This is a genomic window from Pseudobutyrivibrio sp. C4 (assembly GCF_900111635.1).
Lineage (GTDB): Bacteria > Bacillota > Clostridia > Lachnospirales > Lachnospiraceae > Pseudobutyrivibrio > Pseudobutyrivibrio ruminis.
In genome coordinates this window covers 29,960-55,064 of the sequence record NZ_FOHF01000001.1, presented here as the reverse complement: position 1 = coordinate 55,064, position 25,105 = coordinate 29,960, and the positions used below count along the sequence as shown (strand labels likewise).

Sequence of the window (25,105 nt, the reverse complement as noted above, 5' to 3'; positions counted from 1 at the left end):
GAGGGAAAATATGGATAATAGAGAATTTAAAGAAACGTTATTTCACAAAATCGATCACAATGGTCATCGAGCAATGTCTGTTTTCAGCTGGACAATCGCATCCATCGTAATAGGTGTTCTAGTAGGATTATTTGCTACCGCCTTTGGACTTAGCATGCGAAAAGTCATATCTGTCCGTGAATCCAATCCATGGCTTATATATTTTTTGCCAGTTGGCGCAGTTATAATCACATTTATATATAAGAAGATTCTTAAGGTAAAAGACAGCGGAACAAACACTGTTATTGCTGCTATTCAGTCAGATGAGCGTCTTCCATTTAGACTTGCTCCACTTATTTTTATAGCTACATTAATTACTCACTTGGTAGGTGGTTCTGCAGGTCGTGAGGGAGCCGCTTTACAGATGGGCGGTGCCATCGGAAATGGTATTGGACGTGTCCTTCACCTTAGTGATACCAACAAAAAGACAATGATTATGTGCGGCATGAGCGCAGCATTTTCTGCTTTATTCGGCACACCAATGGCAGCTGCTATTTTCTCCATGGAGGTTATTTCAGTTGGAATCATGCACTACGCTGCACTTGTTCCATGCGTTATTTCTTCCCTTGTAGCAAGATACATTGCTGCATACTTTGGACTTGGCGCTGAAATTTACCCAATTGAGGTTATTCCAAAGTTTACAATAAAAACAGCTATTATCATCTGTATATTTGCAATAATATGTGGATTTGCTTCTATATTATTCTGCACTATGCTCCACAAATACGAAGAATTCCTTAGCGGCAAAATCATTAATCCTTATATTAAAGCTGTTGTCGGTGGTACTTCAGTTTTGGTTCTTACATTATTGGTTGGAAATCAAACCTACAACAGCACAGGTTCTTCTATAATAATGTCCTGCTTCACAGGTGCATCAATTGGACTAGGTGCATTCCTTCTAAAAATGGTGTTTACCACTCTCACATTGTCTTGTGGCTATAAAGGTGGTGAAATTGTTCCTACTCTTTTCATCGGTGCTACACTTGGAGCAGCAATCGGTGGTTTAATAGGATTCCCTCCAGCTCTAATGGCTGCTGTAGGAATGGGCGCTCTGTTTTGTGGTGTTACCAACTGCCCTATCTCCAGCCTTTTGATTTGCTTCGAGCTCTTTGGTTACGAGCCAATGCCTTACTTCTTATTGGCCGTAGCATTCAGCTATTGGGTATCAGGCTATACAGGCCTTTACAAATCTCAGAAGATTGTATACAGCAAGTACAGAAGCAATTATATTGATAAGCATGTACAATAAAATTATTCTATAAACCAATTCAATTATGCAAAACTGTCAAAAATGATAAACAATTAACAAAAGTAGTTGCCAATCTAAAAATCAGCATATATAATTGTGACTGTTTTCAAGCAAATTGTGAAATATTTGTGAACAAACACTTTATATGGGCAAAACAAGCGAAAGCTTGCGACGCAAAACTATAGGGACTTTAAAATGTCAGCCAGTTGCAACTACTTAAAATATACACTCGAATTCTAAGCATGGTGTCATATTATATGTCCCATGCTTATTTTATTGTCGAGTTTGATTGTATTGCAATCGGAAAGGTTTAACATGAAAAAGAACAAGAAATTAGTGCGCCAGATATTATTATTAGCTTCTGCGTTAGCATTACTTATGGCCACAACAATCGCCATTATTGGTATCACTTTCGTCAAGAAAGCATATTATGACTCTTTCGAGGAAGAGCTTCATGCATCTGCAGTATTCCTTATGGATGCAATGGACCACGAATGGAACGGTGATTGGTCAGTTGCTTCAAATGGAACTATTCTTAAAGCAAATTTTGCTGTACACGATGATTTCCAGGCACAGCTTGATAGCTTGCACGAGAAGACCGGAATGGATTTTACAGTCTTCTACGGAGATACCCGTTACATCACTTCTCTTGTTGATTCTGAGACTGGTGAGCGTATGGAAGGAACAAAAGCCTCAGATGTTGTAGTGGAAAAAGTTCTCACAAACGGAGAAGAATATCTTGCAACAAACTTTTCTATAGATGGCATCGAAGGAAAATGGTACGCATACTACATACCTCTTACTAATTCCGACGGTTCAATTGTAGGTATGGTATTTGCAGGTAGAGATACAACTTCAGTAGAAGCTGCTTTGTGGCATGCTCGCTTAATCATCATGGGAGTTTATGTCTTCTTCTTCTTCCTTAACCTTTCAATTGGAAAATGGTTAGTTCATAGATCTACAAAGGCTATCCAGGATATCGTTGATGGTTTAAAGAAGCTTGAAGACGGTGAGCTTTCATTCTACATAGATAACCAGACATTTGACAGAACTGATGAAATTGGTGTAATCGCAGAAAGTTCTGCTGAGCTTCGTGATAAGCTTACAGATGTCATCCAGACAACTCTTGATCTTTCAGAAGAAGTTACAAAGTCTGGAGAAAACCTTGCAACATCAGCTGATACTGCTCTTCATGTAGCAGATCAGGTTGCTAACGCTGTAGAAGATATCAGCAAGGGCGCCGTTGCTCAGGCTGAAAACGTTGAAAACTCATTATCAAACACTACAGAAATGGGCGAAAGCATTGATGATATCACTTCAAGTGTTAAGGAGCTTTCAAAGGCTGCAACAGAAATGCTTGAAGATGCAAACCACACTGTTGATGCAATCAACGAGCTTATGCTTCAGAACGAACAGGTTATGGTAGCCATGACAGAGATTCACAGCCAGATTCAGGCTACAAACGATGCTGTTAAAAATATCGCTGATGCTTCAAGTGCTATCACATCTATTTCAGAGCAGACTAATCTTCTCTCTCTTAACGCTTCTATCGAGGCTGCTAGAGCTGGAGAATACGGTAGAGGATTTGCCGTTGTTGCTTCTGAAATTGGTTCCCTGGCTATCCAGTCAAAGGATGCAGCTGTTTCAATTAATGGAATCGTAGATAAGCTTGTAGAAGAATCACAGATGAGTGTTGATACAATTGAAAAGCTTAACGTAGCATTCAACAAGCAAAACGCTCAGCTTAACAGCACAAAGACAGATATGGACGGTGTTGTTAGCAACGTAAACAGCGTTGATATTAGTACAAAGACAATTGCTGATAAGGTTGAACTTCTTAACAACCTTAAGGCAAGCTTCAATGATATTATTTCAGAGCTCTCTGCTATTTCTCAACAGAATGCAGCATCTTCACAGGAGACAACTGCTTCTATGGAAGAGCTCAACACAACATTCGCTATGATAAATGAGGCCGCAGCCGAGCTCAAGGACCTTGCCGTAAGCCTAAACGATAAGATGAACTACTTCAGTATCGAAAGTACTGTAACAGAGTAAAATTAAAAAGAACCAGTTACACTCTCAAGCCTATATATTACTCCGTCGAACATGGAAAGTTCTCCTTGAGTAACATATAGAGCTTGATAGTTACTGGTTCTTTTTATATATAGCTATTCTGCTTTCTCCACGAAGTAGAGGCGAGCCCCGAAGTCTGGGAAGTAGCGAACTTCTTCATTGAAGCCGGTACCTACGAAGCTTTGTACAAGCTTAACTCCGTTAGAATTAAGTGTGTTTCCATAAGCCACGTAATCTTCTATTTCACCAGGCATCTTTACAAACTTTGCAACAAAATTATGTACAAGTGAATCCTGCTTAATATGAATTGGAGAAACTGTATTTACCAAATCTCCAAATCCCTTTACGTTATATTCAAGCTTGCGTCCAAAGAAGTGGTACTTTGTCTGTGGATCAAGGCCAGCCATCTCAAGCTTCAAGTACTGGTCTCCTGCTACGATTTCTCGCTGCATAAGCATTGAAACAGATGTAGATTTGTCCTTATCAACGATGCTCCACTGATAAATGTTGTCCGCTCTGTGGCGATAGAAATCGCCAAACTGCAATGTCTTACGATACTGCTTGTAAAGCTCGATTTGTGCCTTAACAGCTGCTATATCTTCCGACTTCATATCGTTAAGATTGAGCTCATATCCAAGTACACCAAAGCTTGCTACGGCAAAGCGTGATTCGAGTGGTGTAACACGAAGTGTCTGATGGTTTGGACATGCAGAAACATGTGCTGTGTATGTAGACTGTGGATATCCATATGAGTATCCGTCCTGGATTGCAAGTCTGCTGACAGCATCTGTATTATCACTTGCCCAAATCTGTGGATAGTAGCAAAGTACACCAAGGTCGAATCTGTTTCCACCTGAAGCGCAGCCTTCCATCAGAATCTCTGGGAAGCGTTCAGCCAATGTCTTTAACAGTCTGTAGAAGCCAAGAACATACCTATGGCTAACCTCAAGCTGCTTATCAGCTGGGAGATACTTTGAATAGTAATCCGAGAAGTTTCTATTCATATCCCACTTGATGTATGAAAGACCAGGTGTAGAGAATACTTCGCTCATTCTGTCAATCATGTAATCTACAACCTCTGGGTTGCAAAGGTCAAGCAATCGCTGGAAACGTCCCTCTGAATGATCCATGTTTGGAATATCGATAGCCCAATCTGGATGCTTTCTGTAAAGCTCACTATCAACGTTAATCATCTCTGGCTCAACCCAAAGACCAAACATAAGACCAAGGTCATTTACCTTCTTTGAAAGACCTTCCAAGCCACCTGGAAGCTTCTTTTTATTAACAATATCCCAATCGCCAAGGGCTCTGTGATCGTCGTTTCTATCGCCGAACCAGCCATCATCCATAACGAACAATTCTGCGCCAGCATTCTTAGCTGTCTTTGCAAGCTTAAGAAGTGACCCCTCAGTGAAATCGAAATAAGAAGCCTCCCAGCTATTGATAAGGACTGGGCGTTCCTTCTTTTTCCATGGGCCACGTGTAATATGCTCACGAACGAAATCATGCATATTAAGGCTCATCTGTCTGAAACCAGCTGCTGAATATGTAAGAACTGCTTCCGGTGCCTCAAATTCCTCTCCTGCTGCTAAATCCCATGCAAAGTTCTGAGGATTGATTCCATATACAACTCTTGTCTTCTTAAATGAAGAAACTTCTGTAGCTGAGTAATGATTACCAGAGTAAAGTAAGTTAAATCCCCAAACATCTCCAGACTCCTCCCCGGAATCTGGCTCAGAAATCATAAATAAAGGATTGCATCTGTTTGAGCTAGTGCCTGTAAATGATGCATTAACAAACTTACCAGCTGGAAGAACAATATCACTCTTGTTCATCTCACGTGTCCAGCCACCGTGGAATGATGTGATTTTCATGCCTGGATGATCGTAATCCATAAGCATTGAAAGCATACGTGTAAGGCGAACGCTTTCATCTGAAGTATTTATAAACTTGGCAGAGCGAGTAATCACATCGCACTCTTCAAACACTGAATATGAAAGAATCAATGTGAATCCGTGATTCTTATCCTTCATTGTAATGTTGAGAGTTTCTACCTTGCCTGATTCGTCGTATGAGCTTGGCAAAGTCTTGAACTCAGGCTTTCCTGAAATAACCTCATATGAATCATAAACGAAGTCCAATGATGTGCTTCCGTCAGCACAAACTACTTCTAGCATAGGCTCTCTTAAATCGCCCTTACCAATTGCAGAAAGCTCAAGTCTAACATCCTCTAATGTTAAATCCTGGTGTGCATCATCGTATGTAATAGTATTGCCTGGAGCAAATGCACGCTTTTCTTTAAGCACAGATGGCTCATCGCAATTGATGAGCCTTCCGTAATACATATGTTCCAGCTGACCTGTTTCCATTACGCGAAATGCGTATGTTGTTGACTTGGTATTTAAGAAAAATACCTTTCCATCAGCTTTAATCATCTAAAAACCTCCAACTCCTGTAAAAATTACAAGATTAATCTTAACATATATTTTATTTACGAGCTTTTAATTCGTCTGAAATCTCAGCAAGCTTTTCATCAGTCAAAATGTATTTTGCTCTAAAGAACAAGAATGCAATAACAAGAACGATTGTTGGTCCGACTGTCATAATCATTCTAAGTCCGATTACTGAATTTGCATCAATAGACTCAAGAAGTCCACTGTTTGCAACCTTTGCCTGAAGACCAGCCACATCAAGTGTTGCTGCACTATCCTTCTGGATATTGAAAATAGCAAGACAAACTGATGCAACAAGAGCTGCAATACCAGATGCAAGCTTAACAACGAATGTCTGCATAGAGAAAATAACTGATTCGTCTCTACGATAGTTCTTAAGCTCACCGTAATCTACTGTATTTGCAAGGAATACTGTGACTACAACGTTAAGAATTCCTGCGCCAGACATGATAAGGAAGCCTGGTAAGAAGAAAATAAATACGTTTGTAACTCCGCTAAGTGCCATTACAAGAAGAACGATGTATCCTACTATTTCTGCTGCTACGCAAATATAGAAAATACGAAGTGTTGTAAAGGCTTTTCTAAGAAGAGGGAATAAAATCATCATTGCAAGAATCTGCATACCACCTGCAAATGTGTTGAATAATGTGTAATTTCCCTGCCAATTGCTTCCTGCTAAATCGTATTTGAAGAAGTAAATCAAAAGGTTTGATGTAATGTAAAGTGCAGTGTTTACAAGAACGATTGTTATAACAATTGTCATAGCCTGATCATTCTGGATAAGAGCCTTAAACATCTGACCAATTGATGCTGTCTGCATATCTACTGTAGACTTTTCCTTTATGCATGCACATGTGATGCCAATAAAGAGAATAAATAATGCACCGATGATGATTGAGAAATACTTGAAACCAAGACGCTCAACTTCCATTGTAGAAGTCATATCAATTGTCATTTTGCTAAGATCAACTTCACCATTCATAAGCTGGTTGAATGCATCACTAGGAACATAAATTGCAACTGCAACAGCTCCTGAGTCGACGCTATCCATAGCTACGTTAATATCACAATCATCTCCCTCTACATAAGTAGTATCACCATATGTAAAGCTGTAGTTTGTGTTGTCTCCATTGAAAGATACAACGCCATTGTAGCCGTTTTCTTCATCTACAACACCGTCAAATACCTTCTGGATACCTGTTACATTAAGAACAATATCATTTCCCATAACTGTGCTTGTGTTTGATGTAGGATTTCCGTCTGCATCACGCTCTACAACATACACACTGAAGTTAGTATTGCTAGAATCAAATGTCTTTAAAATATTATCTGTGCTGTTTGCTGCTGCTTTTGAACCAAGAGCTGCAACAGCCATAACTGTAACAATTGTAACAAGTGCAGAACCAACACCAGCGCATGAACGAGCAAGTGCTGATAAGCCCTCACGCTCCTTACCGCTATCTGTAAATGCTGGAACCATTGACCAGTAAGGGATATCCATCATAGTGTATGTAACGCCCCACATGATGTAAGTAACAGCTGCGTAAGCAACAAGCCCCTTAGCTGTAGCTGCTGGTGGTGCAGAAAACATTAAAATCAAAAGAACTGTATTTGTAATAGTTCCAATTAAAAGCCAAGGACGGAACTTTCCCCAACGAGTCTTTGTCTTTGCAACAATTACACCCATGATTGGATCATTGAATGCATCGAATACACGGGCAACCAAAAGGATAATACCCATCGCAATTGCATTGACTCCCATGATGTCCTGGAAATAGTAAAGTACGTATGAAGCTGAAAGCATGTAAACCATGTCTTTTCCAACAGCTCCTATACCATAGGCAAATTTTTCAACTCCCGATAAACTTCTTTTTTCTGCCATTATACTCTCCTCCTAACTAGTTCTTATTCTTAAGCCCCATGGCAAGCTCAACAACCTTATAAGCACCATCATAAACCCCAATAGTCTTATTAACTTTGATGCTCTCACACATATCTGTAAGAAGTCTGTCGTCCTGCATAAATAAATCTATCATCTGAAGTGTATGAGGAATGTCTCTACACTCAAGTGTTCCATCACCCATTTCTGCTGAGTGAATAGCGCCCCACATCTCGTGCTTTCCAACTCGCTTAATGAAAAGCTTAGGCACTGGATAGAACGCAAGCTCTGATGGCTTTGTAACAAGTACATCGCAGCTACGCATAAGTAAGTTTGTGCAGTAAACTGCTTCAAAAATGTTTTCGTGATAGAATCCGTGGATGCCCTCAACATCACCTGTCAAAGCTTCCTCAGCGAACTTTGTTGTAGCATCAAACTCATTGAAGTGCTCTGTAACTACATCCTTCATCTGAGGGATTTCTGCCATCAAATCATCCCATACATTCTTGTAATCGCCAACATTTACATATAAAGCTGCACGATGTGATTTAATCTCTGGCAATAAATACTTGATGATTGCAGCAAAGATTTCTTTCTGTGCACCAGCGCCACCGATTGTAAGAAGGAAACGCATTGGCTTGCCATTCTTCTTTCTATCAAGACGAGCCTGGCAATCTGTTTCGATATTTGAAACAAGCTCGTGGTCAATGTAGTGACCTGTGTATACTAAAGAATCATTTGGCATTGGCTTGCAAACTGCATCTCCTGCCATACCGTTGCAGATTCTGTATCCCATATATGCATTCTTACACTGAATAGCATGAACTGCGCCCTCAGCAAAATGAAGAGCCATTGGCCAGTTGTCTGGAATAGCATTTACAACATACTTCATCCCTGCATGTACAGCAGCCTGAGCTGGCCATGCATGTGTTCCGATAACAGGAATCTCCTTTGGAACATTCTTGTAAACTGTAGCCATAAGCTCAGCATTCTTCTGGTCTGAAGAGTTGTAAGAAAGCTTTCTAAACCACTCATAGTTTGCTGGCTCCCAAATAAACTTGTTGAAAAGCTTGTTCTTTGAAAGTCTTGAACCAAGTGAATACAAATCATTCTGAGCGCTGATAACCTTTGTGCAGGTAGTCTGTGGATAGCCATTTAAATCCATCCAATATGGTGTGTAGCCCATAGACTTTGCAGCTGATGCCATAGCCATGGAAATACGATAATGACCAAATCCCATACGGATATTACCAACGATAACACCCTTCTCAGTATCAAAAGCTTCCTTTGATTCGCCGTCCTTTAAGAGAACGTCATATACGCCAAGAGAATCTCCAATGTGATCATTCTTCGCAATTACGATATTGTAATCCACGTTTGAATCATCACCATATTTCTTGATGTTCTTTTCTTTTGTTTTACATGCTTTTTTGTAATCCTTATCTGAGATTACGTTTCCAAAAATTACTTTACTTTTGTCTTGCATCTTTTTACCCCTTAATTAATTAAACATTCTGCAGATATACCGATTTCAACTGGTTCCAATCCATCACATGAAATTGTAAGCTTTCCGTCTCCATCTTCACCTATAGATTTGATATATACTCCTGTGGAACCACCCATTGGTGATACCACCTTTGGTCCGATAATTTCAAAAGGCCCCTCAACCTCAAAAGAAACCGGCTGACCAAAGAAATACAGCTGATTGTCATTTTGATCAGCTATTGTGATGCGAACCTGAGCCACATCATATGTGTGAAGCTCTGTCAAAAGTGTATGGCTGATTTTGGCATTGATATGAGCCTTTGTAACAGCTGCCTTTTTAACAGTCTTAACTACCTTACCATCCTTGATAGCTTCGAATTTGTATTCTCTAGATTCTCCACCCCAGTCACCAATAAACTTGTTGTAAATTGGAACCGCTTTGCTTGGGCTCACATGATGGAAAACAACTAGTCTAAATGCTGTCCAAGCAAGTGATGGTGTAATCTTGAATCCCCCAAGTGTAACATCATTTAAAGCCTTTTTAATAAGCTTGGCCTGACCCTTTGTGAATTCTCCATCCTGCTCTACTGCATCACCAACAAAGTCATCAATGAGAATTGGACCATGCTTGAGGTTTTCGTATTTGCTATCTGATGGGAAGTATTCTTTAATAAGCACATCGTTCTTGTACATCTTTACAGAATCTGCATTTGTAATGATGTATGACTTTCCTCTGTTGCAGGCTGGATGCTCACCGATATCAAAGCTTGTAGTGATATCAAGCACAGTGTCCATCTCTGAAAAAGCAGAATAGACTGAAGCTGCAAGCTTTGGATTTCTAAACATATCCATTACGCCGTGATAACAGATTCTATCGCCGGAACCGAAGTCCTTATGTGTGTTGTAGTCAAACATGCACCATCCAAATGAACCTGCTATATCAGGCTCTCCAGCAATGGCATCAAGAACATTTGCATGTCTCATTGCATGTTCCTGTCTGTGCTCCTCAGCATCGAAAGTCTTTGTTGGGTACATATGACCATTGTACTCACTAACCAAATAAGGTTTTTCATCGTTGGATGTGATATCTGATTTCTTCGAGCAGCCCTTGTTAGCGCCTGAATGAACGAAATCATTGTATGTATAGACATCTTCTAGCAACGAGCTCTTTGCATGGGCTCTAACGCCGCCTGTAGGGCGTGTAGGGTCATATTTGTGAGCCACCTCGTTTGTTCTAGTGTAGAACTCATCATCATCCTGAGATTCGTTTATACGTACACCCCAAAGGATGATTGAAGGATGATGGCGATACTGAATAACCATATCCTTTGTATTTTCTACAGCGATGTTTTTCCAATCAGCATCACCAATGTGCTGCCATCCAGGAATCTCTGTAAATACAAGCAATCCTAATTTGTCACATTCATCAATAAAATAATGTGACTGAGGATAATGTGAAGTACGAACAGCATTAAGTGCCAATTCTTCTTTTAGAATCTTGGCATCCAAACGCTGCATAGACTCTGGCATTGCATATCCAACATAAGGATATGACTGATGTCTGTTTAATCCTCTAAGCTTTAGCTTTCTACCGTTTAGGTAATAGCCATTCTTTCTGAATTCTGAGCTTCTGAAACCGATAGTTTCAACATGCTCATCTACAACATTGTCATCAATAACAAGCTGTGTCTTAATCTGATATAGATGTGGGCTTTCAACATCCCAAAGCTTAACAGTGGTAGGCGCTGTTGTAAGATTCAGTAGATATCCATCCTCTACTTTTTCAAGGCCACCAACAGGCTGAGATATCAACAAATCCTCGTCTAAATACTGCCTAATAAAAACATGCTCATCAACAGCAAGCTCGTAAATGTTTTCAGAAAGAATACATTCAGTTTTAAGTATACCCTGAACCTTCATCATTTTGATTTGCTTTGGAGTTCTCTTGCTTGTAGAAACTCGCTCTAACAATGAAGGCTGAACAAACAGGCTCTTAAAATGGGTTTGTTCTTTGACTTCGAAATAAACATCTCTATAGATGCCGCCATAAGTCATATAATCAACTACATAACCAAATGGAGGCTGGTTAAGACTTTCTCTGGAATCGACCTTTACTGTGATAAGGTTCTCTTCACCAAAATTAAGAACATCTGATACATCAATTGAAAATGCTGTATAGCCGCACTCATGATGCTTCATATGACGGCCATTGATATAGACGTCACAGCAATGTCCAACTGCTTCAAATGTAAGAATAAGAAGTTTGTCAGCCCACTGAGCAGGAGCAAAAATGCTCTTTTGGTAAGCTGAAACCATTTGATAGATACCTTCATCAAAATATGAAAAAGGTGTCTCTTTTACAGTATGAGGAATATTGATAAGTGTGCTTTCCTTCATAGGCTGGCTTATCATTTCCTCATCAAATTTTTCATTAAATCTCCACTTTCTGTCTAAATAAACTCTTTGTGCCATTTATTATTATCCCTTTACAATTATACCGTCTACCATTACATCAACAACTTCTGCCAAAGCTGTTGGATAATCTTTTGTACTTCCCTGAAGGAAATCCCCCATTAAAAGCTGCTCTACACAGGCTTCATACATAAGCTTGAAGATATTTAAGTCGATTTCTCTAATTTCGCCTTCAGCAATGCCGCCCCTCAAAAGATCCAGTGTCTTGTCCCAGCCGCTATCCAGTCTCTCCTGCATAATCTCATATGCCTTAGGATACTTTGTAGCCAGCTGATGCATCGCTGTATACTCGAAGCCATAATACGACTCAGGCAAAACAGACAAAATGCTACGAATCTTCTCTATTCTAGTAAGACTATTGTCGTAATAAATCTTATCCTCTGATTCTTTAATAAGGTCAAAAGCAAAATTCATCATCTCACACATAAGCTCATTCTTATCTGTGAAAATCGTATAAATGGTTTTCTTGCTCATTTTCATTTCTGAAGCAATATCATCCATTGTGAATTTCGGACCTTTTTCTCTGAAAACCTTTAAGGCTCCCTCTAATATTCGTTCGTTCATCATAAACTCCCAAAAACTATAATTTATATATTCAGTTTCCTATAGCTAAATTATACTAAAGTCTGGAAACTATCTCAATACAATTCCGTTTATACAATTTTCACAATATCTTCAAATTGTTTTTGTTGACAAATGACAAATATGGGTTTAATATATCTGCTGTAACAAAGATAAAGAGAGATTTTAGGAGGAAATTAGAATGTTCGAAGAAGTATCATTCCAAATGTACAGCGTGTATGCTGATTACGAAAAATACTGCGCAAGAAAGAAGCAGGAAGGCGTTGAACCAGTTTCATTTTTCAAGTACGCCTTTGGACAGTTCGACTAAGAACTGTTTTCACTACAAAAACAACAGGGACTCCCAATCGGGAGTCCCTTTCTTATTGTCTGCCCAAAACTCCCATGCCCCTCGCTCATCTTCCGGGCATTTTGCACCCCGCCACCAAAAAACTACGCCAGCCCCGGCCCCTAAGAAGGTACCTGCCACCGAAATCCCTGCACGATTTTGCGAAGATTATTGATTTTCTTAGTGGGCAAAGGGAGCTTTTAGCAGGTGTCCTTTCATTGGTTTTGCAATGCGAAGCCAATGTATGTAGAGGGCAGACACCTTTGGGCTTATTATTATCTCCACACAAATTTAGGATAATTGCGCTCATACTCCGTTTGCCAAGAAAATTTAGAAAGGGGATTTTGGATGTTTATGCGCCGCCCTTTAACTCAGTCCATTTCGTTGTCGGGCTTTCGGCGCCGTCCATGGCGCCTCGCGCATAATCATCTCAAAATATCCCTTTCTAATTTTCTAGGCTCACTTCAAATGCCGCTGCAATTATTCCTAAGTTTGTTGTGGAGATAAATTCTAAAAATAGAGAGTGTCTGCCTAGCTACATACATCGGCGTTAGCAGTGCAAAGAATTGAAAGAACACCTGCATATAAAGAAAGCGACACTGCCCACTTAGAAAATCATAATCTGAATGCAATGTGCAGGGATTTGGTGGTAGGGACCGCCTTAGGGGCCGGGGCTGGTGATAAATATACTATGGCGGGGTGCAAAAATGCCCCTGGGGTTACCAGGGGCATGGGAATTTGAGTTTATTTTGACTGGAAGTACTTGTCGATGGCAGCTGCGGCTGTTTTGCCGGCTCCCATAGCAAGGATTACGGTTGCGGCACCAGTTACGGCATCACCACCGGCGTAAACGCCAGTCTTTGTGGTTGCGCCATCTTCTGTTGCAATTAAGCACCCTTTCTTGTTTGTGTCGAGTCCAGCTGTTGTGCTGGAGATAAGTGGGTTTGGTGAAGTACCAAGTGACATGATAACTGTGTCACATTCGATTTCGTACTCACTGCCAGGGATTTCTACTGGTCTACGACGACCTGAAGCGTCTGGCTCACCAAGTTCCATCTTGATAATCTTACATCCGCGAACTGCACCTTCCTCGTTAACAAGGATTTCTACAGGATTCTGAAGAAGATCAAAGATTACACCTTCTTCCTTTGCATGATGTACTTCTTCTGCTCTTGCTGGAAGCTCTGCTTCGCTACGACGGTATACAACGTGTACCTCAGCTCCAAGACGAAGTGCTGTACGAGCTGCATCCATTGCTACGTTACCACCACCAACAACTACTACTTTCTTTCCGCGAGCGATTGGTGTGTCGTATCCTTCCTTGAATGCCTTCATAAGATTGTTTCTTGTAAGGAATTCGTTTGCAGAGAATACTCCGTTTGCCTGCTCGCCAGGAATATGCATAAACATTGGAAGACCTGCTCCTGAACCGATAAATACAGCTTCAAAGCCTTCCTGTTCAATAAGCTCATCAATTGTAATAGAACGACCAATGATTACGTTCTTTTCGAATTTAACGCCGAGAGCCTTTACGTTCTCAACTTCAGCTTTAACAACCTTGTCCTTTGGAAGACGGAACTCAGGAATACCGTATACTAATACACCACCCATTTCGTGAAGTGCTTCAAATACAGTAACATCGTATCCAGCCTTTGCAAGATCGCCAGCTGCTGTAAGACCTGAAGGGCCTGAACCAATAACTGCAACCTTGTGACCATTTGGAGTAGATGTGTTCTTTGGCTTGATGCCGTTTTCTCTAGCCCAGTCAGCAACGAAACGCTCAAGCTTACCGATTGCTACGGCTTCACCCTTGATTCCGCGAACACACTGACCTTCGCACTGTGATTCCTGAGGACATACACGGCCACATACTGCAGGAAGTGCTGAAGACTCAGAAATAATTTCGTATGCTCTCTCAAAGTTACGATTCTTAACCTGCTCGATAAATGCAGGAATATTGATAGAAACAGGACATCCGCCTACGCATTTAGGATTCTTGCAGTTTAAGCAACGGCTTGCTTCAGCAACTGCCTCTTCCTCTGTATATCCAAGACATACCTCATCAAAGTTTGTAGCACGAACCTTAGGATCCTGCTCAGAAATAGGTACTCTAACCATCATATCTGCCATTATTTGTCACCTCCGCAATTTCCACATCCACCGTGATGAGTGTCGCCTTCCTGAAGCTTAAGAAGAGCTCTTCCTTCTTCAGTCTTGTACTGCTTAGCACGAGCCATAGCCTGATCAAAATCAACTAAATGACCATCAAACTCAGGACCGTCTACACATGCAAACTTAACTTCATCACCAACTACAAGTCGACAAGCACCACACATACCTGTACCATCAACCATGATTGGGTTCATAGATACAACTGTAGGGATGCCAAGCTCCTTTGTAAGGAGGCAAACAAATTTCATCATAATCATAGGACCGATTGCAACACAGTGGTCGAAGCTCTTACCTGCATCAACAAGAGCCTGAAGCTGCTGGCAACCATTGCCGTGGAATCCATAGCTTCCATCATCTGTAGCAAGATAAAGCTCTGTAGCTACTGCTCTCATCTCATCCTCGTAGAAAAGGATATCCTTTGTACGAGCGCCGATAATAACTGTTGAATCAACACCGTGCTCCTTGAGCCACTTAACCTGTGGATATACTGGTGCAGTTCCAACACCACCTGCGATGAATACAATTTTCTTCTTTTTTGTCTCTTCAAGGTTTGCCTCGATGCAAAGCTCTGAAGGCTGACCTAAAGGACCAACGAAATCATCAAATGCATCTCCTTCGTTAAGTAAAGCCATGCGCTCAGTTGAAGCACCAACTGTCTGGAATACAATAGTAACTGTGCCTTCGTTTCTATCGTAATCACATATTGTAAGAGGAATTCTTTCTCCTTCTTCATCAATTTTAACAATGATAAACTGACCTGGTAGACATCCTGAAGCAACTCTAGGGGCTTTTACTACCATAAGGTAAATCTTATCTGAAAGCATTTCCTTCTTTAAGATTTGATACATAAAATAGACTCCTTCCCTTTTCACATTTCTATATAATGTATATCATTTCTTTAGCTTTGTAAAGTGCTAAAGCAAATTTACGTTTATAAAAGTTTAAATATTTAAAATTATTATTATGCAAAAGTTTACCCCACACATCATTGATAATTGCCTTTATTATGAATGTTGTGTGGGGTTACATTGACTGTAACTTTATTTAACTAAAATAAACCAATTCGTCTTCTGGCTTTTCTGTAGGCTCTACCGATACTGGATAGAGAACAGGGCCTTTTCCTTTGTATTCTTTTGCGAATTCTACTTTGATTGTAGCTGTAATATCAATCCAGCTTCTGTGGCCTAAAGTAGATGCCTTATCCCACTTACACTTCATGCCAAGGAACTGAATATCCTCAACACAGCATGTCATTGCAAATCTACCTGGAATAAATACATCTCTTCTAAGCTTGCCATCATTTGGATTGTAAACTAAACCAGTGAAGTGGATTGTCTTGCCATCGTATTTCTTTGGCGCATCCATACAATCCATAAACCACAAAGCATAATCAGCATCTGAAATCTCGATTACATCTGCATTTAAATCAAATGGAAGCTCCTCTGGTGAATCATCAATTGATCCATCTGCACGCTCATAAACGATTTGTGCTGGTCTGTTCATTGATTTGATCTGACCACGGAACTTAGACTTTGGTGTAGCATCAGTACATCTGTTGAAGATAACTACTTCTGCCTTAAAAAGCTGCTCCATCATCATGGTACGCATGTTATTAAGGTAGTTTTCAAATGTAGTTGCATCTACAGTAGCAAGTGACTGCGCTGGTACCCATCCTTCTGGAAGTGGCTCATCATAAATGTGATCCACGCCCCATGTACCGTTGTACTCAAGGAAAACTACATCTGGATCATATTCCTTTGAAATCTTTGTAAGATTTTCAAGATTGAACTCATCCTCTGACTCGATTGTAGCAACCTTTGCATTGATAGTCTTAAGCTTTTCGATGTCGTATTCAACATCGCCATCCTCACAAGACAAAATGAGGATTTTATCGTCTCCACCTTGAGTGAAGTCATTTTCAAACAATGTCTCCTGGATAAGGGTAGTTTTTCCACTATCCATAAATCCAGTAAAGACATAAACTGGTATATCTTTTGCCATATTAACCTCTATTAACTAAATCTAACGAACTACTGATTAAAGACCGAAAAGCTCCTCAACCTTGTGCTCATCAACATCTGCACCGATAACAACAAGACGTCCTGTGTAGTCTGGCTCGCCAGCTCTAAGCTCGTATTCACCGTCAACGAAGTCGAAGTAAATCCAACCACCGTTAACATCCTCAACCATACCCTTTGAACGGATGATTGTACCGTAGTCTGTTGTCTCAGCAAATGCCTTCATAGCCTTTTCGATTGTAGACTTTTCGAACTTGTGAGGAGTCTCAATTCCCCATGTATCGAATACTTCATCAGCATGGTGATGATGGTGATCGTGATCGTGGCAACCGCATGTGCAGTTCTCATCATGCTCATGATGATGGTGATGCTCATGCTCCTCGTGATCATGGTCATGGTCGTGATGATGCTCGTGCTCCTCGTGATCATGGTCGTGATCGTGATGATGCTCGTGCTCATGCTCTTCCTCATCATGCTCGTGAGCTTCCTCTGCAAGATGCTTCATCTCTGAAGCAAGATTGTCCTGTCCTTCCATAACTGAAAGAAGCTTTTCTCCTGAGATTTCATCCCATGGAGTTGTAATGATAGCAGCCTTTGAATTAAGCTTCTGAATCTGTTTTACACAGAACTCAAGCTGATCTTCTGTAGCTGTCTGTGAACGTGAAAGTACAACTGTTGTAGCGAACTCAATCTGATTGTTGAAGAACTCACCAAAAGCCTTCATCTGCTTTGAAGCCTTGAGAGCGTTAACAACTGTAACAAGACCTGTAAGCTTAACGTCTGCTGTCTCCTCAAGCTTGATAACAGATGTCATAACATCTGAAAGCTTACCTACGCCTGATGGCTCGATAAGGATTCTGTCTGGAGAGAACTTCTCAAGAACCTCGTGTAAGTTCTTATCAAAGTCACCAACCAATGAACAGCAAATACATCCTGAGTTCATCTCTGAAATAGTGATACCAGCATCCTTAAGGAAGCCACCATCGATACCTACCTCACCAAACTCATTTTCAATAAGAACTACTTTCTCACCCTTGTATGCCTCTTCAAGCATTTTCTTGATGTAAGTAGTCTTTCCTGCACCTAAAAATCCTGAAATTATATCAATCTTTGTCATATTAAAAACCTCTCTTTTCCAAAGAATATATTATAAACCCACTAACGAAATATGATAGCACAGAATTGTGAAAAGTTCTATAGTTATCATTGTATTAATTGTGTGCAATTATTTATATATTCTTTGGAAAATGGATACAAAAAAAAGGTTGCCTATTTCTAGGCAACCTAAAGTATCTAGTTCATTTCATCAAGAGCGACTCTTTCGATATGCATTGCTAAGTACCCAATTTCCGCCTGGTGAATTTCTTTTCCCAAGCTCTTTCCTAGCTCTTTACATATCTTCTGAGACATCTTAAATGAATTAGCAGCAGAGGCGTTGATATAATCGTTCATATCAAGTTTAATCACCTCGCCATTCATAGTTCGGGCAATCATGTATCTTATATGATTCAACAACCTATTATAGGACAATGAAGTTGTGTCTATCTTTTTTCCCGTTTCTTTCTCTACCATGGTGACACATTCACGGACAGCCTCCGCCATTTGCATAGCAGATGAAACTGCCTGATCCATAATAGATGAATGTATATGCAAAGCTATATAGCCGATTTCGTCGTCGGTAAGCTCTACGTCAAGACGCTCCTTCAAAAGACCTTTAGCGTTTTCTGCCACTTTAAATTCAGCGTGGAACAAAACTCTAATGTCGTCCGTTAAGGGGTTTCTAAGTTGCTCATTGTTTTTGCTACGTTTAACGGCAAATTCAATGTGGTCAGCCAAAGGCAACATAACGTCTCTGTCGATTGTCTTAAATGCTGCCTCTGCTCTGTCCAGAATCTCATTTGCGATTTCAAGATATACAGGGTCAATACTAGTTGCTAATTCCTTTTTTCCACCACGTTCGGTAGATTCTTTCAAGGAATAAACTTTATGTTCTTCTGATACTTCTATCGTTTCACTAACATGCTTGCCGAAGCCAATTCCCTTGCCCATAATAAGGTACTCTTGGGTCGTATTATCCAAGATGCCAATCAGCGCATTGTGATTTAGAACTTTTTCAACTCTATACATCTGATCTCCTAAATACATTTACTCATAAAAGTCTACTGCGAGTAAATCCTCTCCTGCTTTAATTGAACCATCGCCGATACGACGAAGCTTCTGATTACTCTTAAGCTCTGTGCAAAGAACTGGAGTAGCGATTGAAGGTGCGTTCTTTGAGATGAAATCTAAATCAGCTTCCATCAATACATCACCCTTCTTAACCTGCTGTCCAGCCTTAACAAGTACGTTAAAGCCTTCGCCCTTAAGCTTAACTGTATCAATACCAAAGTGAAGTAGCATAGCTACATCATCATCTGTCTTGAATCCGATTGCGTGATTTGTATCGAATACGAATACAACTGTACCATCAGCTGGAGCGTAAACCTTTCCATCTGCTGGTGTGATAACAGCGCCATCACCCATCATCTTCTGTGCAAAAACCTCATCTGGAGTCTCCGATAAATCAGCTGCTGTACCAGTAAGTGGGCTGCCAAGAACTACTGTCTTAACAAGCTTTCCTGTTGGCTCAGCTGTCTCTTCTGCCTTAGCCTCTTCAGCTACTGCCTCGTTAGCCCCATTATATTCTTCATTTGGAGCAGTCTCAAGATAATCTTCAAGATTTGACTTGATAACTGTAACGTGTGGTCCATAAATAATCTGAACGCCGTTACCCTTGTGAACTACACCTGAAGCACCTGTGCTCTTAAGTAAAGCATCGTTTACAAGCTCTGGCTTGAAAACTGTACAACGAAGTCTTGTAGCGCAGCAGTCAACATCAGAGATGTTCTTCTTGCCGCCGAGACCGTTTGTGATCTTTGCAGAAGTCTCATCAGAAACTGACTCTTTCTTTGCATTGTAATCACTACGTCTGTAAAGCTTAACTTCCTCTTCTGCGTCTCTACCTGGTGTCTTAAGATCAAACTTCTTAATAAGGAAGCTAAATAAGAAATAATATACTACAAAATAACCTACTCCGACAATAGGTACCCAAATCCAGCTTGTTCTAGCATTGCCTGGAAGAATACCGAAAAGTGTTAAGTCGATAAGACCACCTGAGAATGTCATACCAACACCAACACCGCACATATGCATAAGCATGTATGCTGCACCTGCAAATACACAGTGGATACCGTAAAGAGCTGGAGCTACAAATAAGAATGTAAACTCGATTGGCTCAGTGATACCTGTAAGCATAGATGTAAGTGCTGCTGAAAGAAGAAGTCCACCAACTTCCTTTCTCTTCTCTGGAAGAGCTGTACGATACATAGCAAGAGCTGCTCCAGGAAGACCAAAAATCATAAGTGGGAACTTTCCTGACATAAATCTTGTTGCAGATACTGCGAAGTGATCAACTGTAGGATCAGCAAGCTGCGCAAAGAAGATGTTCTGTGCACCTTCAATTACCTGTCCACCAACTTCTAATGTTCCACCAACAGCTGTCTGCCAGAATGGAAGGTAGAATACGTGGTGAAGACCAAATGGGATGAGAAGTCTCTCCATGAGACCGTATACCCATGTTCCAAAATAACCTGAATCAAGAACAACAGCGCCTACTGCGTAGATACCCTGCTGTACGAATGGCCATACGAAGAACATTACGATACCAACTAATGTGTATACCAAACCTGAAACGATAGGTACGAATCTTGTACCACCGAAGAATGATAATACCTGTGGAAGCTGAATCTTATAGTACTTGTTGTGAAGTGAAGCAACACCAAGTCCTACGATCATACCACCGAATACACCCATCTGTAATGAAGTGATACCACAAACTGAAGTTGTTGCACCCTCAAGAAGTGCCTCTGGGCCACCGTGAATTGTAATCATAGCGCCGATTGAAGCATGCATGATAAGGAATGCAATTGCTGCTGCTAAAGCTGCTACTTCCTTCTCCTTCTTTGCCATACCGATTGCAACACCGATAGCAAAGATGATTGGTAAGTTAGCAAATACGATATTACCTGCATCAGACATAACTGTAAGAATAGCGTTTCCAACTGTTCCAGGGCCTAATGCCTTTGTAAGGTGGTAAGTCTCAAGCATTGTCTCGTTTGTGAATGAACCACCGATTCCAAGTAACAAACCTGCTACTGGAAGGATTGCGATTGGCAACATGAATGATCTACCAACACGCTGCAATACTGCAAAAATTTTGTCTTTCATTTAAAGTACTCCTTTTCACTATACATTTTCCCGTATCTATGTGAATGAGCCTTTTAATGAATCTCAAATCACCATTTTGGCAACATTTGAGGATTTATGGGCATAGAAAAAGGCACGAACCCACATAAATACAATAAGTTTATGCATAGTTCGTGCCTTGATTGGTTACAAGTTACACACTACAAGACAGTAAGATAGCATGCAATTGATTCGCTGTCAATAGTTTCGTAAAAGTTTCGTAAACGTTTAAGTTCCTATTTTTTCGCTTACTTGTCTATTTTTATTGAAAGAATCCACTTAACTTTATAAAATCAGAGTATGGAATATACAAGTTTATCTGATTATCTAAAGGAAAAATACAATACAAAGGTCTACAAGCTGTCACTTTCATCTGGCTGCTCCTGCCCTAACAGAGACGGAAAAATAAGCACCGGTGGATGTATCTTCTGTTCTGAAGGAGGCTCAGGTGATTTTGCCAGCTCTTATAATACTGACATAGAGCAACAGATTATCCAAGCCAAATCCAGGGTAGATCAAAAAATATCAAATAAAATCCCAGAGTCTGAGCGAAAATATATAGCCTATTTTCAATCCTTCACTAATACTTATGGTGATGAAAAACGCTTAATGAAGCTTTTTGAAGAAACAATCAGCTTTCCATATATCGTTGGCATATCTATTGGAACTCGTCCCGACTGTCTTTCTGATGAAATGATAGCCTTTTTAGGTAAGCTAAATCAGAAAAAGGAAGTTTGGGTAGAGCTGGGATTACAGACTATCCACGAAGATACGGCTAGATTCATTAACAGAGGCTACCAGTTAAATGTATTCGAAGATGCATACAAACGACTTACTGATGCAGGACTTAAAGTTGTAGTCCATGTGATTTTGGGCCTTCCAGGAGAATCCACAAATGACATGATTGAATCTGTAAAATACTTGAGCCAGCTCTCTCCTGCTTTATTTGGAATAAAGCTACAGCTTCTTCATATTTTGACTGGAACCAAGCTTGCTGATATCTATAATGAGAATCCTTTTCATGTTTTCACACTTGAGGAGTACTGCCAGGTTGTAGGTGAATGTCTCAAGGTTCTTCCAAAGGAGACAGTTATTCACAGACTCACTGGAGATGGACCAAAAAAGCTCCTTATCGCACCCCTTTGGAGTGGCAATAAGAAGCTTGTAATGAACACTATGAGAAAATACATTAAGGAACTTGATAGTTAACCCTTAACTATACTTTCTATTGCTGAAAGCAGCCCTTCGTTTTCGTTGTGCTGCTTTATAGCAACTCTGTAAAAGCCCTTAGTAAGTCCCTTAAAATCAGAGCAATCTCTGATCAAAATATTGAATTCTAAAAGCTTTTCTTTTAAATCTGATATATCACACTTAAATAGAATGTAATTGGAATCTGATGGATAAACTTTAAATCCTAAATCCCTTAGTCCTGCAGATAAATACGTTCTTCCATCATTAATAATTCTAACTGATTCTGAAATGTAATCCTGATGCTTCAAACACTCGGCCCCAGCCATCTGGGCGAATATAGATAAATTCCACTCAGGCAAATGCATCTTAATAGCATCAGCTAATGATTGTCTGCAAATTGCATATCCTATTCTTACACCTGGGATAGCAAAGGTTTTTGTGAAGGCTCTAAGCACAATAACATTTTTATAATTTCGTATATTGTAAGCCAATGACAATTCCTTTTCTTTTCCTGTAAGTGTCAAGAAACATTCATCCACTACAACTACTGTCCCCTGCTTTTCACATAGGGAAATGATTTCATCCAGCAATGTCTTTTCTATAAGCAAGCCATTAGGATTATTCGGTGTGGTCAGAAATAGGATGTTTGGCTTTTCATCCTTGATTTTATCTAGTAAATCTTCCTTTAATGCAAAATCATCCTCTTCTCTGAGGTAATGATAAATAATATTACAATCCGGTGCTGCTCCTGTAATACAATGTTCGTATCCTGAAAAGCTAGGTGCTAAAAACATAGCCTTTTTAGGTGTAAATGTATGGCATATAGCCATTATCAATTCGGATGCACCATTTCCAAAAACAACTTCGGTTTCTAATAAATCAAATATAGCAGCTGTATCCCTTGCTAACTGCTCGTGATAAATATCAGGGTATTTATTAGCATGTAATGCCGCTTCAGTTAATACCCATTGCACCTCCGAAGGAACTCCAAGAGGGTTTATATTAACTGAAAAGTCGAAGTGTATGTTGTTTCTGTAGATGTCTCCTCCATGCATGTCAAAATCTCCTTACAACAATAAAACTAAAATAAAAACACATAATAATTCGCAAACCACCGATGTAGCAAGCATCAGCTTATTCGCTCTTTTAATATCTTCAAGCTCTACAGCTCTGAGTCCATCTCCAATAAATGGCTTCTCTACAATTTTTCCAAAATAGCTTGCTGGGCCAGCTAGCTTAATCCCAAGAGCTCCTGCACAAGCACTTTCAGTTTGTGCGGAATTTGGACTGGCATGATTATATCTGTCCCTTTTGAAAATCCTAAATGCATTTGACATGCTATAGTCTGGCCCCAAAAACAGGCAGGATAAAATCATCAAAAGTGCACTGATTCTAGCAGGAATATAATTTACAATGTCATCCAGCTTTGCAGCGTATTTTCCAAAGTCGTAGAATCTGTCATTTTTGTAGCCTATCATGGAATCCATGGTGTTGATAGCTTTGTAAGCCATACCCAAAACAGGTCCACCAATAGCTAAATAAACCATCGGAGCAATCACACCATCTGATGTGTTCTCTGCCACAGTTTCCACTGCAGCCTTTGTCACACCAGTTTCATCCAAAGAAGCTGTATCGCGTCCGACTATCATAGACACTGCCTCTCTTCCAGCTTCAAGCCCTCTCTCCTTTAAAGCATGATATACTTTCATACTCTCAGTATAGAGGCTCTGGGAAGCAAGACACTGATAGCTCATTACAGATTCTATTATAATTCCAAAATATGAATTAATCGTGTAAGAAACCACTAAAATAGCAGCTGATATCAATACCGTAGCAAGAATTACAAGAATAACCAGAATCAAACCATTTCTATTTTTCTTTTTAGATGTGTACTCCTGCTTAAGGAGTTTGTTTGTAAGGTAATCAATCAGCTTTCCAATCCATCTTACAGGATGTGGCAAGCAATAAGGATCACCTATTAAAAGGTCTAGTACAAAGCCCACTATAAAGGCCGTCATGTGATAAATCAAATGTGTATCCCTCGCCGTTTTCTACGTGATATGAATAATAATCTCCCCCAAATATATTGCTTAAAATGGCCATGATTGTGCCACCATGAGCAACAACCGAAATGTTTGCATAATCCTGGCTTTGTTCCAAAAGCTTTTCAAAGCCCTTCATAGCTCTAAGTGAAGCCTGGCTTCTACTTTCTCCACCAGGAAAAGGAGCTTCTCCATTAGATTCAATCCAGGATTGATATTCCTTATCTCCTGAAAGCTCCTGATAGTTCTTTCCCTCAAATCTGCCAAAATCCGTTTCTCTAAGATCCGGAATTACGACTGGTTCCATATCTGGATAAATAATCCTTGCTGTTTGGATGCATCGAATCATAGGGCTTGAGAAAACAATATCTGCCCTGGGATAAGCTCTTGTTTTTATTTCAAGTTCCCCTTCTGAACTAAGAGCCTCATCAGTAATACCCACATATCTTTTCTCACGATTTCCTGATGTTTTGCCATGTCTTATAAGAGTAATTGTTCTATCCATCATTTAATCCTTTGACCAATACCAAGCACTACCCTGTGGACTTCCTCGGCTTCCTTTGCAAGCTCGATTAGAATGCGTCCGGAAACCTCGCGCCATTCATTATCCTTTTCATCCATTGGAACAACGCCGTTTCCCAGTTCATCTGCTATAAGAACCCAGTCGCCTTCTGAAATGGCTTCATGGATTTCTTTTAAAATAGCTTCCTGTCCCATGCCTTCATCCATTCTTTTTTTTATAAAAAGATGAAGCTGATTGAAGAATTTATAACCAGCAAAATTAGATGTGGCATATTCTGTTTTCCCTTGATAGCTTCCGCCTACTATTAAAACCATA

General features: G+C 40.1%; 19 protein-coding genes, 1 pseudogene and 1 riboswitch. Of the genes and pseudogenes, 4 read left to right on the top strand and 16 right to left on the bottom strand.

Annotated features, from left to right (window positions below):
• The first annotated feature begins 10 nt into the window (after positions 1–10).
• Both BMY66_RS00220 and BMY66_RS00215 read left to right on the top strand, forming a co-directional pair.
• Positions 11–1,288 carry a chloride channel protein gene (locus tag BMY66_RS00220; RefSeq protein ID WP_242942661.1) on the top strand — a complete coding sequence of 426 codons (1,278 nt, stop codon included), beginning with the start codon at positions 11–13 and terminating at the stop codon, positions 1,286–1,288.
• A 138-nt stretch (positions 1,289–1,426) separates the two neighbouring features.
• A riboswitch (cyclic di-GMP riboswitch) is annotated at positions 1,427–1,502 on the top strand.
• Between the two features lie 101 nt (positions 1,503–1,603).
• Positions 1,604–3,343 (top strand): methyl-accepting chemotaxis protein, encoded by a 1,740-nt coding sequence (locus BMY66_RS00215; protein ID WP_090393743.1) that lies wholly within the window; start codon positions 1,604–1,606, stop codon positions 3,341–3,343.
• Between the two features lie 113 nt (positions 3,344–3,456).
• Here BMY66_RS00215 and BMY66_RS00210 read toward each other — a convergent pair whose 3' ends face one another.
• From BMY66_RS00210 to BMY66_RS00185, 6 genes and pseudogenes are all read right to left on the bottom strand, one after another.
• Positions 3,457–5,796: an alpha-galactosidase gene (locus tag BMY66_RS00210; protein ID WP_090393742.1), complete on the bottom strand. Its 2,340-nt coding sequence runs from the start codon at positions 5,794–5,796 to the stop codon at positions 3,457–3,459.
• A 52-nt stretch (positions 5,797–5,848) separates the two neighbouring features.
• Complete coding sequence (locus BMY66_RS13960; protein WP_143064497.1) at positions 5,849–7,189, bottom strand: MFS transporter; 1,341 nt, start codon at positions 7,187–7,189, stop codon at positions 5,849–5,851.
• Positions 7,169–7,696: pseudogene (locus tag BMY66_RS13970) on the bottom strand (MFS transporter); the annotation flags it as partial. The pseudogene BMY66_RS13970 and the gene BMY66_RS13960, both read right to left, overlap by 21 nt.
• Positions 7,697–7,712: 16 nt before the next feature.
• Positions 7,713–9,179: a DUF6937 domain-containing protein gene (locus BMY66_RS00195; protein ID WP_090393741.1), complete on the bottom strand. Its 1,467-nt coding sequence runs from the start codon at positions 9,177–9,179 to the stop codon at positions 7,713–7,715.
• 11 nt (positions 9,180–9,190) lie between these two features.
• Positions 9,191–11,650, bottom strand: coding sequence for a glycoside hydrolase family 2 protein (locus BMY66_RS00190; RefSeq protein ID WP_090393740.1), 2,460 nt, complete (start codon positions 11,648–11,650; stop codon positions 9,191–9,193).
• 6 nt (positions 11,651–11,656) lie between these two features.
• On the bottom strand, positions 11,657–12,214 hold the full coding sequence (locus BMY66_RS00185; protein ID WP_177175543.1) for a TetR/AcrR family transcriptional regulator: 558 nt from the start codon (positions 12,212–12,214) through the stop codon (positions 11,657–11,659).
• Positions 12,215–12,413: 199 nt separating this feature from the next.
• Between BMY66_RS00185 and BMY66_RS13925 the strand changes: the two genes are divergently transcribed.
• Positions 12,414–12,542, top strand: a complete 129-nt coding sequence (locus BMY66_RS13925) for a hypothetical protein (protein ID WP_256377539.1) — start codon at positions 12,414–12,416, stop codon at positions 12,540–12,542.
• Between the two features lie 762 nt (positions 12,543–13,304).
• On the opposite strand, the gene gltA is transcribed toward BMY66_RS13925, so the two are convergent.
• From gltA to BMY66_RS00150, 6 genes are all read right to left on the bottom strand, one after another.
• Entirely contained in the window at positions 13,305–14,690 is a 1,386-nt protein-coding gene (gene gltA / locus BMY66_RS00175) for an NADPH-dependent glutamate synthase (protein WP_044937705.1), read from the bottom strand.
• Positions 14,690–15,580: a sulfide/dihydroorotate dehydrogenase-like FAD/NAD-binding protein gene (locus BMY66_RS00170; protein WP_090393737.1), complete on the bottom strand. Its 891-nt coding sequence runs from the start codon at positions 15,578–15,580 to the stop codon at positions 14,690–14,692. Before BMY66_RS00170 ends, gltA begins: the two co-directional genes overlap by 1 nt.
• A 196-nt stretch (positions 15,581–15,776) precedes the next feature.
• Positions 15,777–16,733 carry a TIGR03943 family putative permease subunit gene (locus tag BMY66_RS00165; RefSeq protein WP_090393736.1) on the bottom strand — a complete coding sequence of 319 codons (957 nt, stop codon included), beginning with the start codon at positions 16,731–16,733 and terminating at the stop codon, positions 15,777–15,779.
• Between the two features lie 36 nt (positions 16,734–16,769).
• Complete coding sequence (locus tag BMY66_RS00160) at positions 16,770–17,867, bottom strand: CobW family GTP-binding protein (protein WP_090393735.1); 1,098 nt, start codon at positions 17,865–17,867, stop codon at positions 16,770–16,772.
• Positions 17,868–18,043: 176 nt separating this feature from the next.
• Positions 18,044–18,877, bottom strand: a complete 834-nt coding sequence (locus BMY66_RS00155; RefSeq protein ID WP_044937940.1) for a PRD domain-containing protein — start codon at positions 18,875–18,877, stop codon at positions 18,044–18,046.
• A gap of 18 nt (positions 18,878–18,895) precedes the next feature.
• Positions 18,896–21,016, bottom strand: a complete 2,121-nt coding sequence (locus BMY66_RS00150; RefSeq protein WP_033154356.1) for a PTS sugar transporter subunit IIABC — start codon at positions 21,014–21,016, stop codon at positions 18,896–18,898.
• A 318-nt stretch (positions 21,017–21,334) separates the two neighbouring features.
• Here BMY66_RS00150 and BMY66_RS00145 point away from each other — a divergent pair, with 318 nt between their 5' ends.
• Positions 21,335–22,243, top strand: coding sequence for a tRNA modification radical SAM protein MnmL/YtqA (locus tag BMY66_RS00145; protein ID WP_090393734.1), 909 nt, complete (start codon positions 21,335–21,337; stop codon positions 22,241–22,243).
• On the opposite strand, the gene BMY66_RS00140 is transcribed toward BMY66_RS00145, so the two are convergent.
• Genes BMY66_RS00140 through BMY66_RS00125 form a run of 4 tightly spaced genes read right to left on the bottom strand, consistent with a single transcriptional unit; the run spans position 22,240 to position 25,104 of the window.
• Positions 22,240–23,280, bottom strand: a complete 1,041-nt coding sequence (locus BMY66_RS00140) for a pyridoxal phosphate-dependent aminotransferase (RefSeq protein ID WP_090393733.1) — start codon at positions 23,278–23,280, stop codon at positions 22,240–22,242. The genes BMY66_RS00145 and BMY66_RS00140 overlap by 4 nt on opposite strands.
• A 12-nt stretch (positions 23,281–23,292) precedes the next feature.
• On the bottom strand, positions 23,293–24,255 hold the full coding sequence (cbiB, locus tag BMY66_RS00135) for an adenosylcobinamide-phosphate synthase CbiB (protein ID WP_090393732.1): 963 nt from the start codon (positions 24,253–24,255) through the stop codon (positions 23,293–23,295).
• Positions 24,197–24,772 carry a histidine phosphatase family protein gene (locus BMY66_RS00130; RefSeq protein ID WP_090393731.1) on the bottom strand — a complete coding sequence of 192 codons (576 nt, stop codon included), beginning with the start codon at positions 24,770–24,772 and terminating at the stop codon, positions 24,197–24,199. The genes cbiB and BMY66_RS00130 overlap by 59 nt, the downstream gene beginning before the upstream one ends.
• Positions 24,772–25,104 (bottom strand): bifunctional adenosylcobinamide kinase/adenosylcobinamide-phosphate guanylyltransferase, encoded by a 333-nt coding sequence (locus BMY66_RS00125; protein WP_033154361.1) that lies wholly within the window; start codon positions 25,102–25,104, stop codon positions 24,772–24,774. The genes BMY66_RS00130 and BMY66_RS00125 overlap by 1 nt, the downstream gene beginning before the upstream one ends.
• Between the last annotated feature and the right edge of the window lies 1 nt (position 25,105).

What these genes read in the sequence shown, in the direction of transcription:
- BMY66_RS00220 (WP_242942661.1), top strand. Translation starts at nt 11, where the DNA reads ATGGATAATAGAGAATTTAAAGAAACGTTATTTCACAAAATCGATCAC.
- BMY66_RS00215 (WP_090393743.1), top strand. Translation starts at nt 1,604, where the DNA reads ATGAAAAAGAACAAGAAATTAGTGCGCCAGATATTATTATTAGCTTCT.
- BMY66_RS00210 (WP_090393742.1), bottom strand. Translation starts at nt 5,796, where the DNA reads ATGATTAAAGCTGATGGAAAGGTATTTTTCTTAAATACCAAGTCAACA.
- BMY66_RS13960 (WP_143064497.1), bottom strand. Translation starts at nt 7,189, where the DNA reads ATGGCTGTTGCAGCTCTTGGTTCAAAAGCAGCAGCAAACAGCACAGAT.
- BMY66_RS00195 (WP_090393741.1), bottom strand. Translation starts at nt 9,179, where the DNA reads ATGCAAGACAAAAGTAAAGTAATTTTTGGAAACGTAATCTCAGATAAG.
- BMY66_RS00190 (WP_090393740.1), bottom strand. Translation starts at nt 11,650, where the DNA reads ATGGCACAAAGAGTTTATTTAGACAGAAAGTGGAGATTTAATGAAAAA.
- BMY66_RS00185 (WP_177175543.1), bottom strand. Translation starts at nt 12,214, where the DNA reads ATGAACGAACGAATATTAGAGGGAGCCTTAAAGGTTTTCAGAGAAAAA.
- BMY66_RS13925 (WP_256377539.1), top strand. Translation starts at nt 12,414, where the DNA reads ATGTTCGAAGAAGTATCATTCCAAATGTACAGCGTGTATGCTGATTAC.
- gltA (WP_044937705.1), bottom strand. Translation starts at nt 14,690, where the DNA reads ATGGCAGATATGATGGTTAGAGTACCTATTTCTGAGCAGGATCCTAAG.
- BMY66_RS00170 (WP_090393737.1), bottom strand. Translation starts at nt 15,580, where the DNA reads ATGTATCAAATCTTAAAGAAGGAAATGCTTTCAGATAAGATTTACCTT.
- BMY66_RS00165 (WP_090393736.1), bottom strand. Translation starts at nt 16,733, where the DNA reads ATGGCAAAAGATATACCAGTTTATGTCTTTACTGGATTTATGGATAGT.
- BMY66_RS00160 (WP_090393735.1), bottom strand. Translation starts at nt 17,867, where the DNA reads ATGACAAAGATTGATATAATTTCAGGATTTTTAGGTGCAGGAAAGACT.
- BMY66_RS00155 (WP_044937940.1), bottom strand. Translation starts at nt 18,877, where the DNA reads ATGTATAGAGTTGAAAAAGTTCTAAATCACAATGCGCTGATTGGCATC.
- BMY66_RS00150 (WP_033154356.1), bottom strand. Translation starts at nt 21,016, where the DNA reads ATGAAAGACAAAATTTTTGCAGTATTGCAGCGTGTTGGTAGATCATTC.
- BMY66_RS00145 (WP_090393734.1), top strand. Translation starts at nt 21,335, where the DNA reads ATGGAATATACAAGTTTATCTGATTATCTAAAGGAAAAATACAATACA.
- BMY66_RS00140 (WP_090393733.1), bottom strand. Translation starts at nt 23,280, where the DNA reads ATGCATGGAGGAGACATCTACAGAAACAACATACACTTCGACTTTTCA.
- BMY66_RS00130 (WP_090393731.1), bottom strand. Translation starts at nt 24,772, where the DNA reads ATGGATAGAACAATTACTCTTATAAGACATGGCAAAACATCAGGAAAT.
- BMY66_RS00125 (WP_033154361.1), bottom strand. Translation starts at nt 25,104, where the DNA reads ATGGTTTTAATAGTAGGCGGAAGCTATCAAGGGAAAACAGAATATGCC.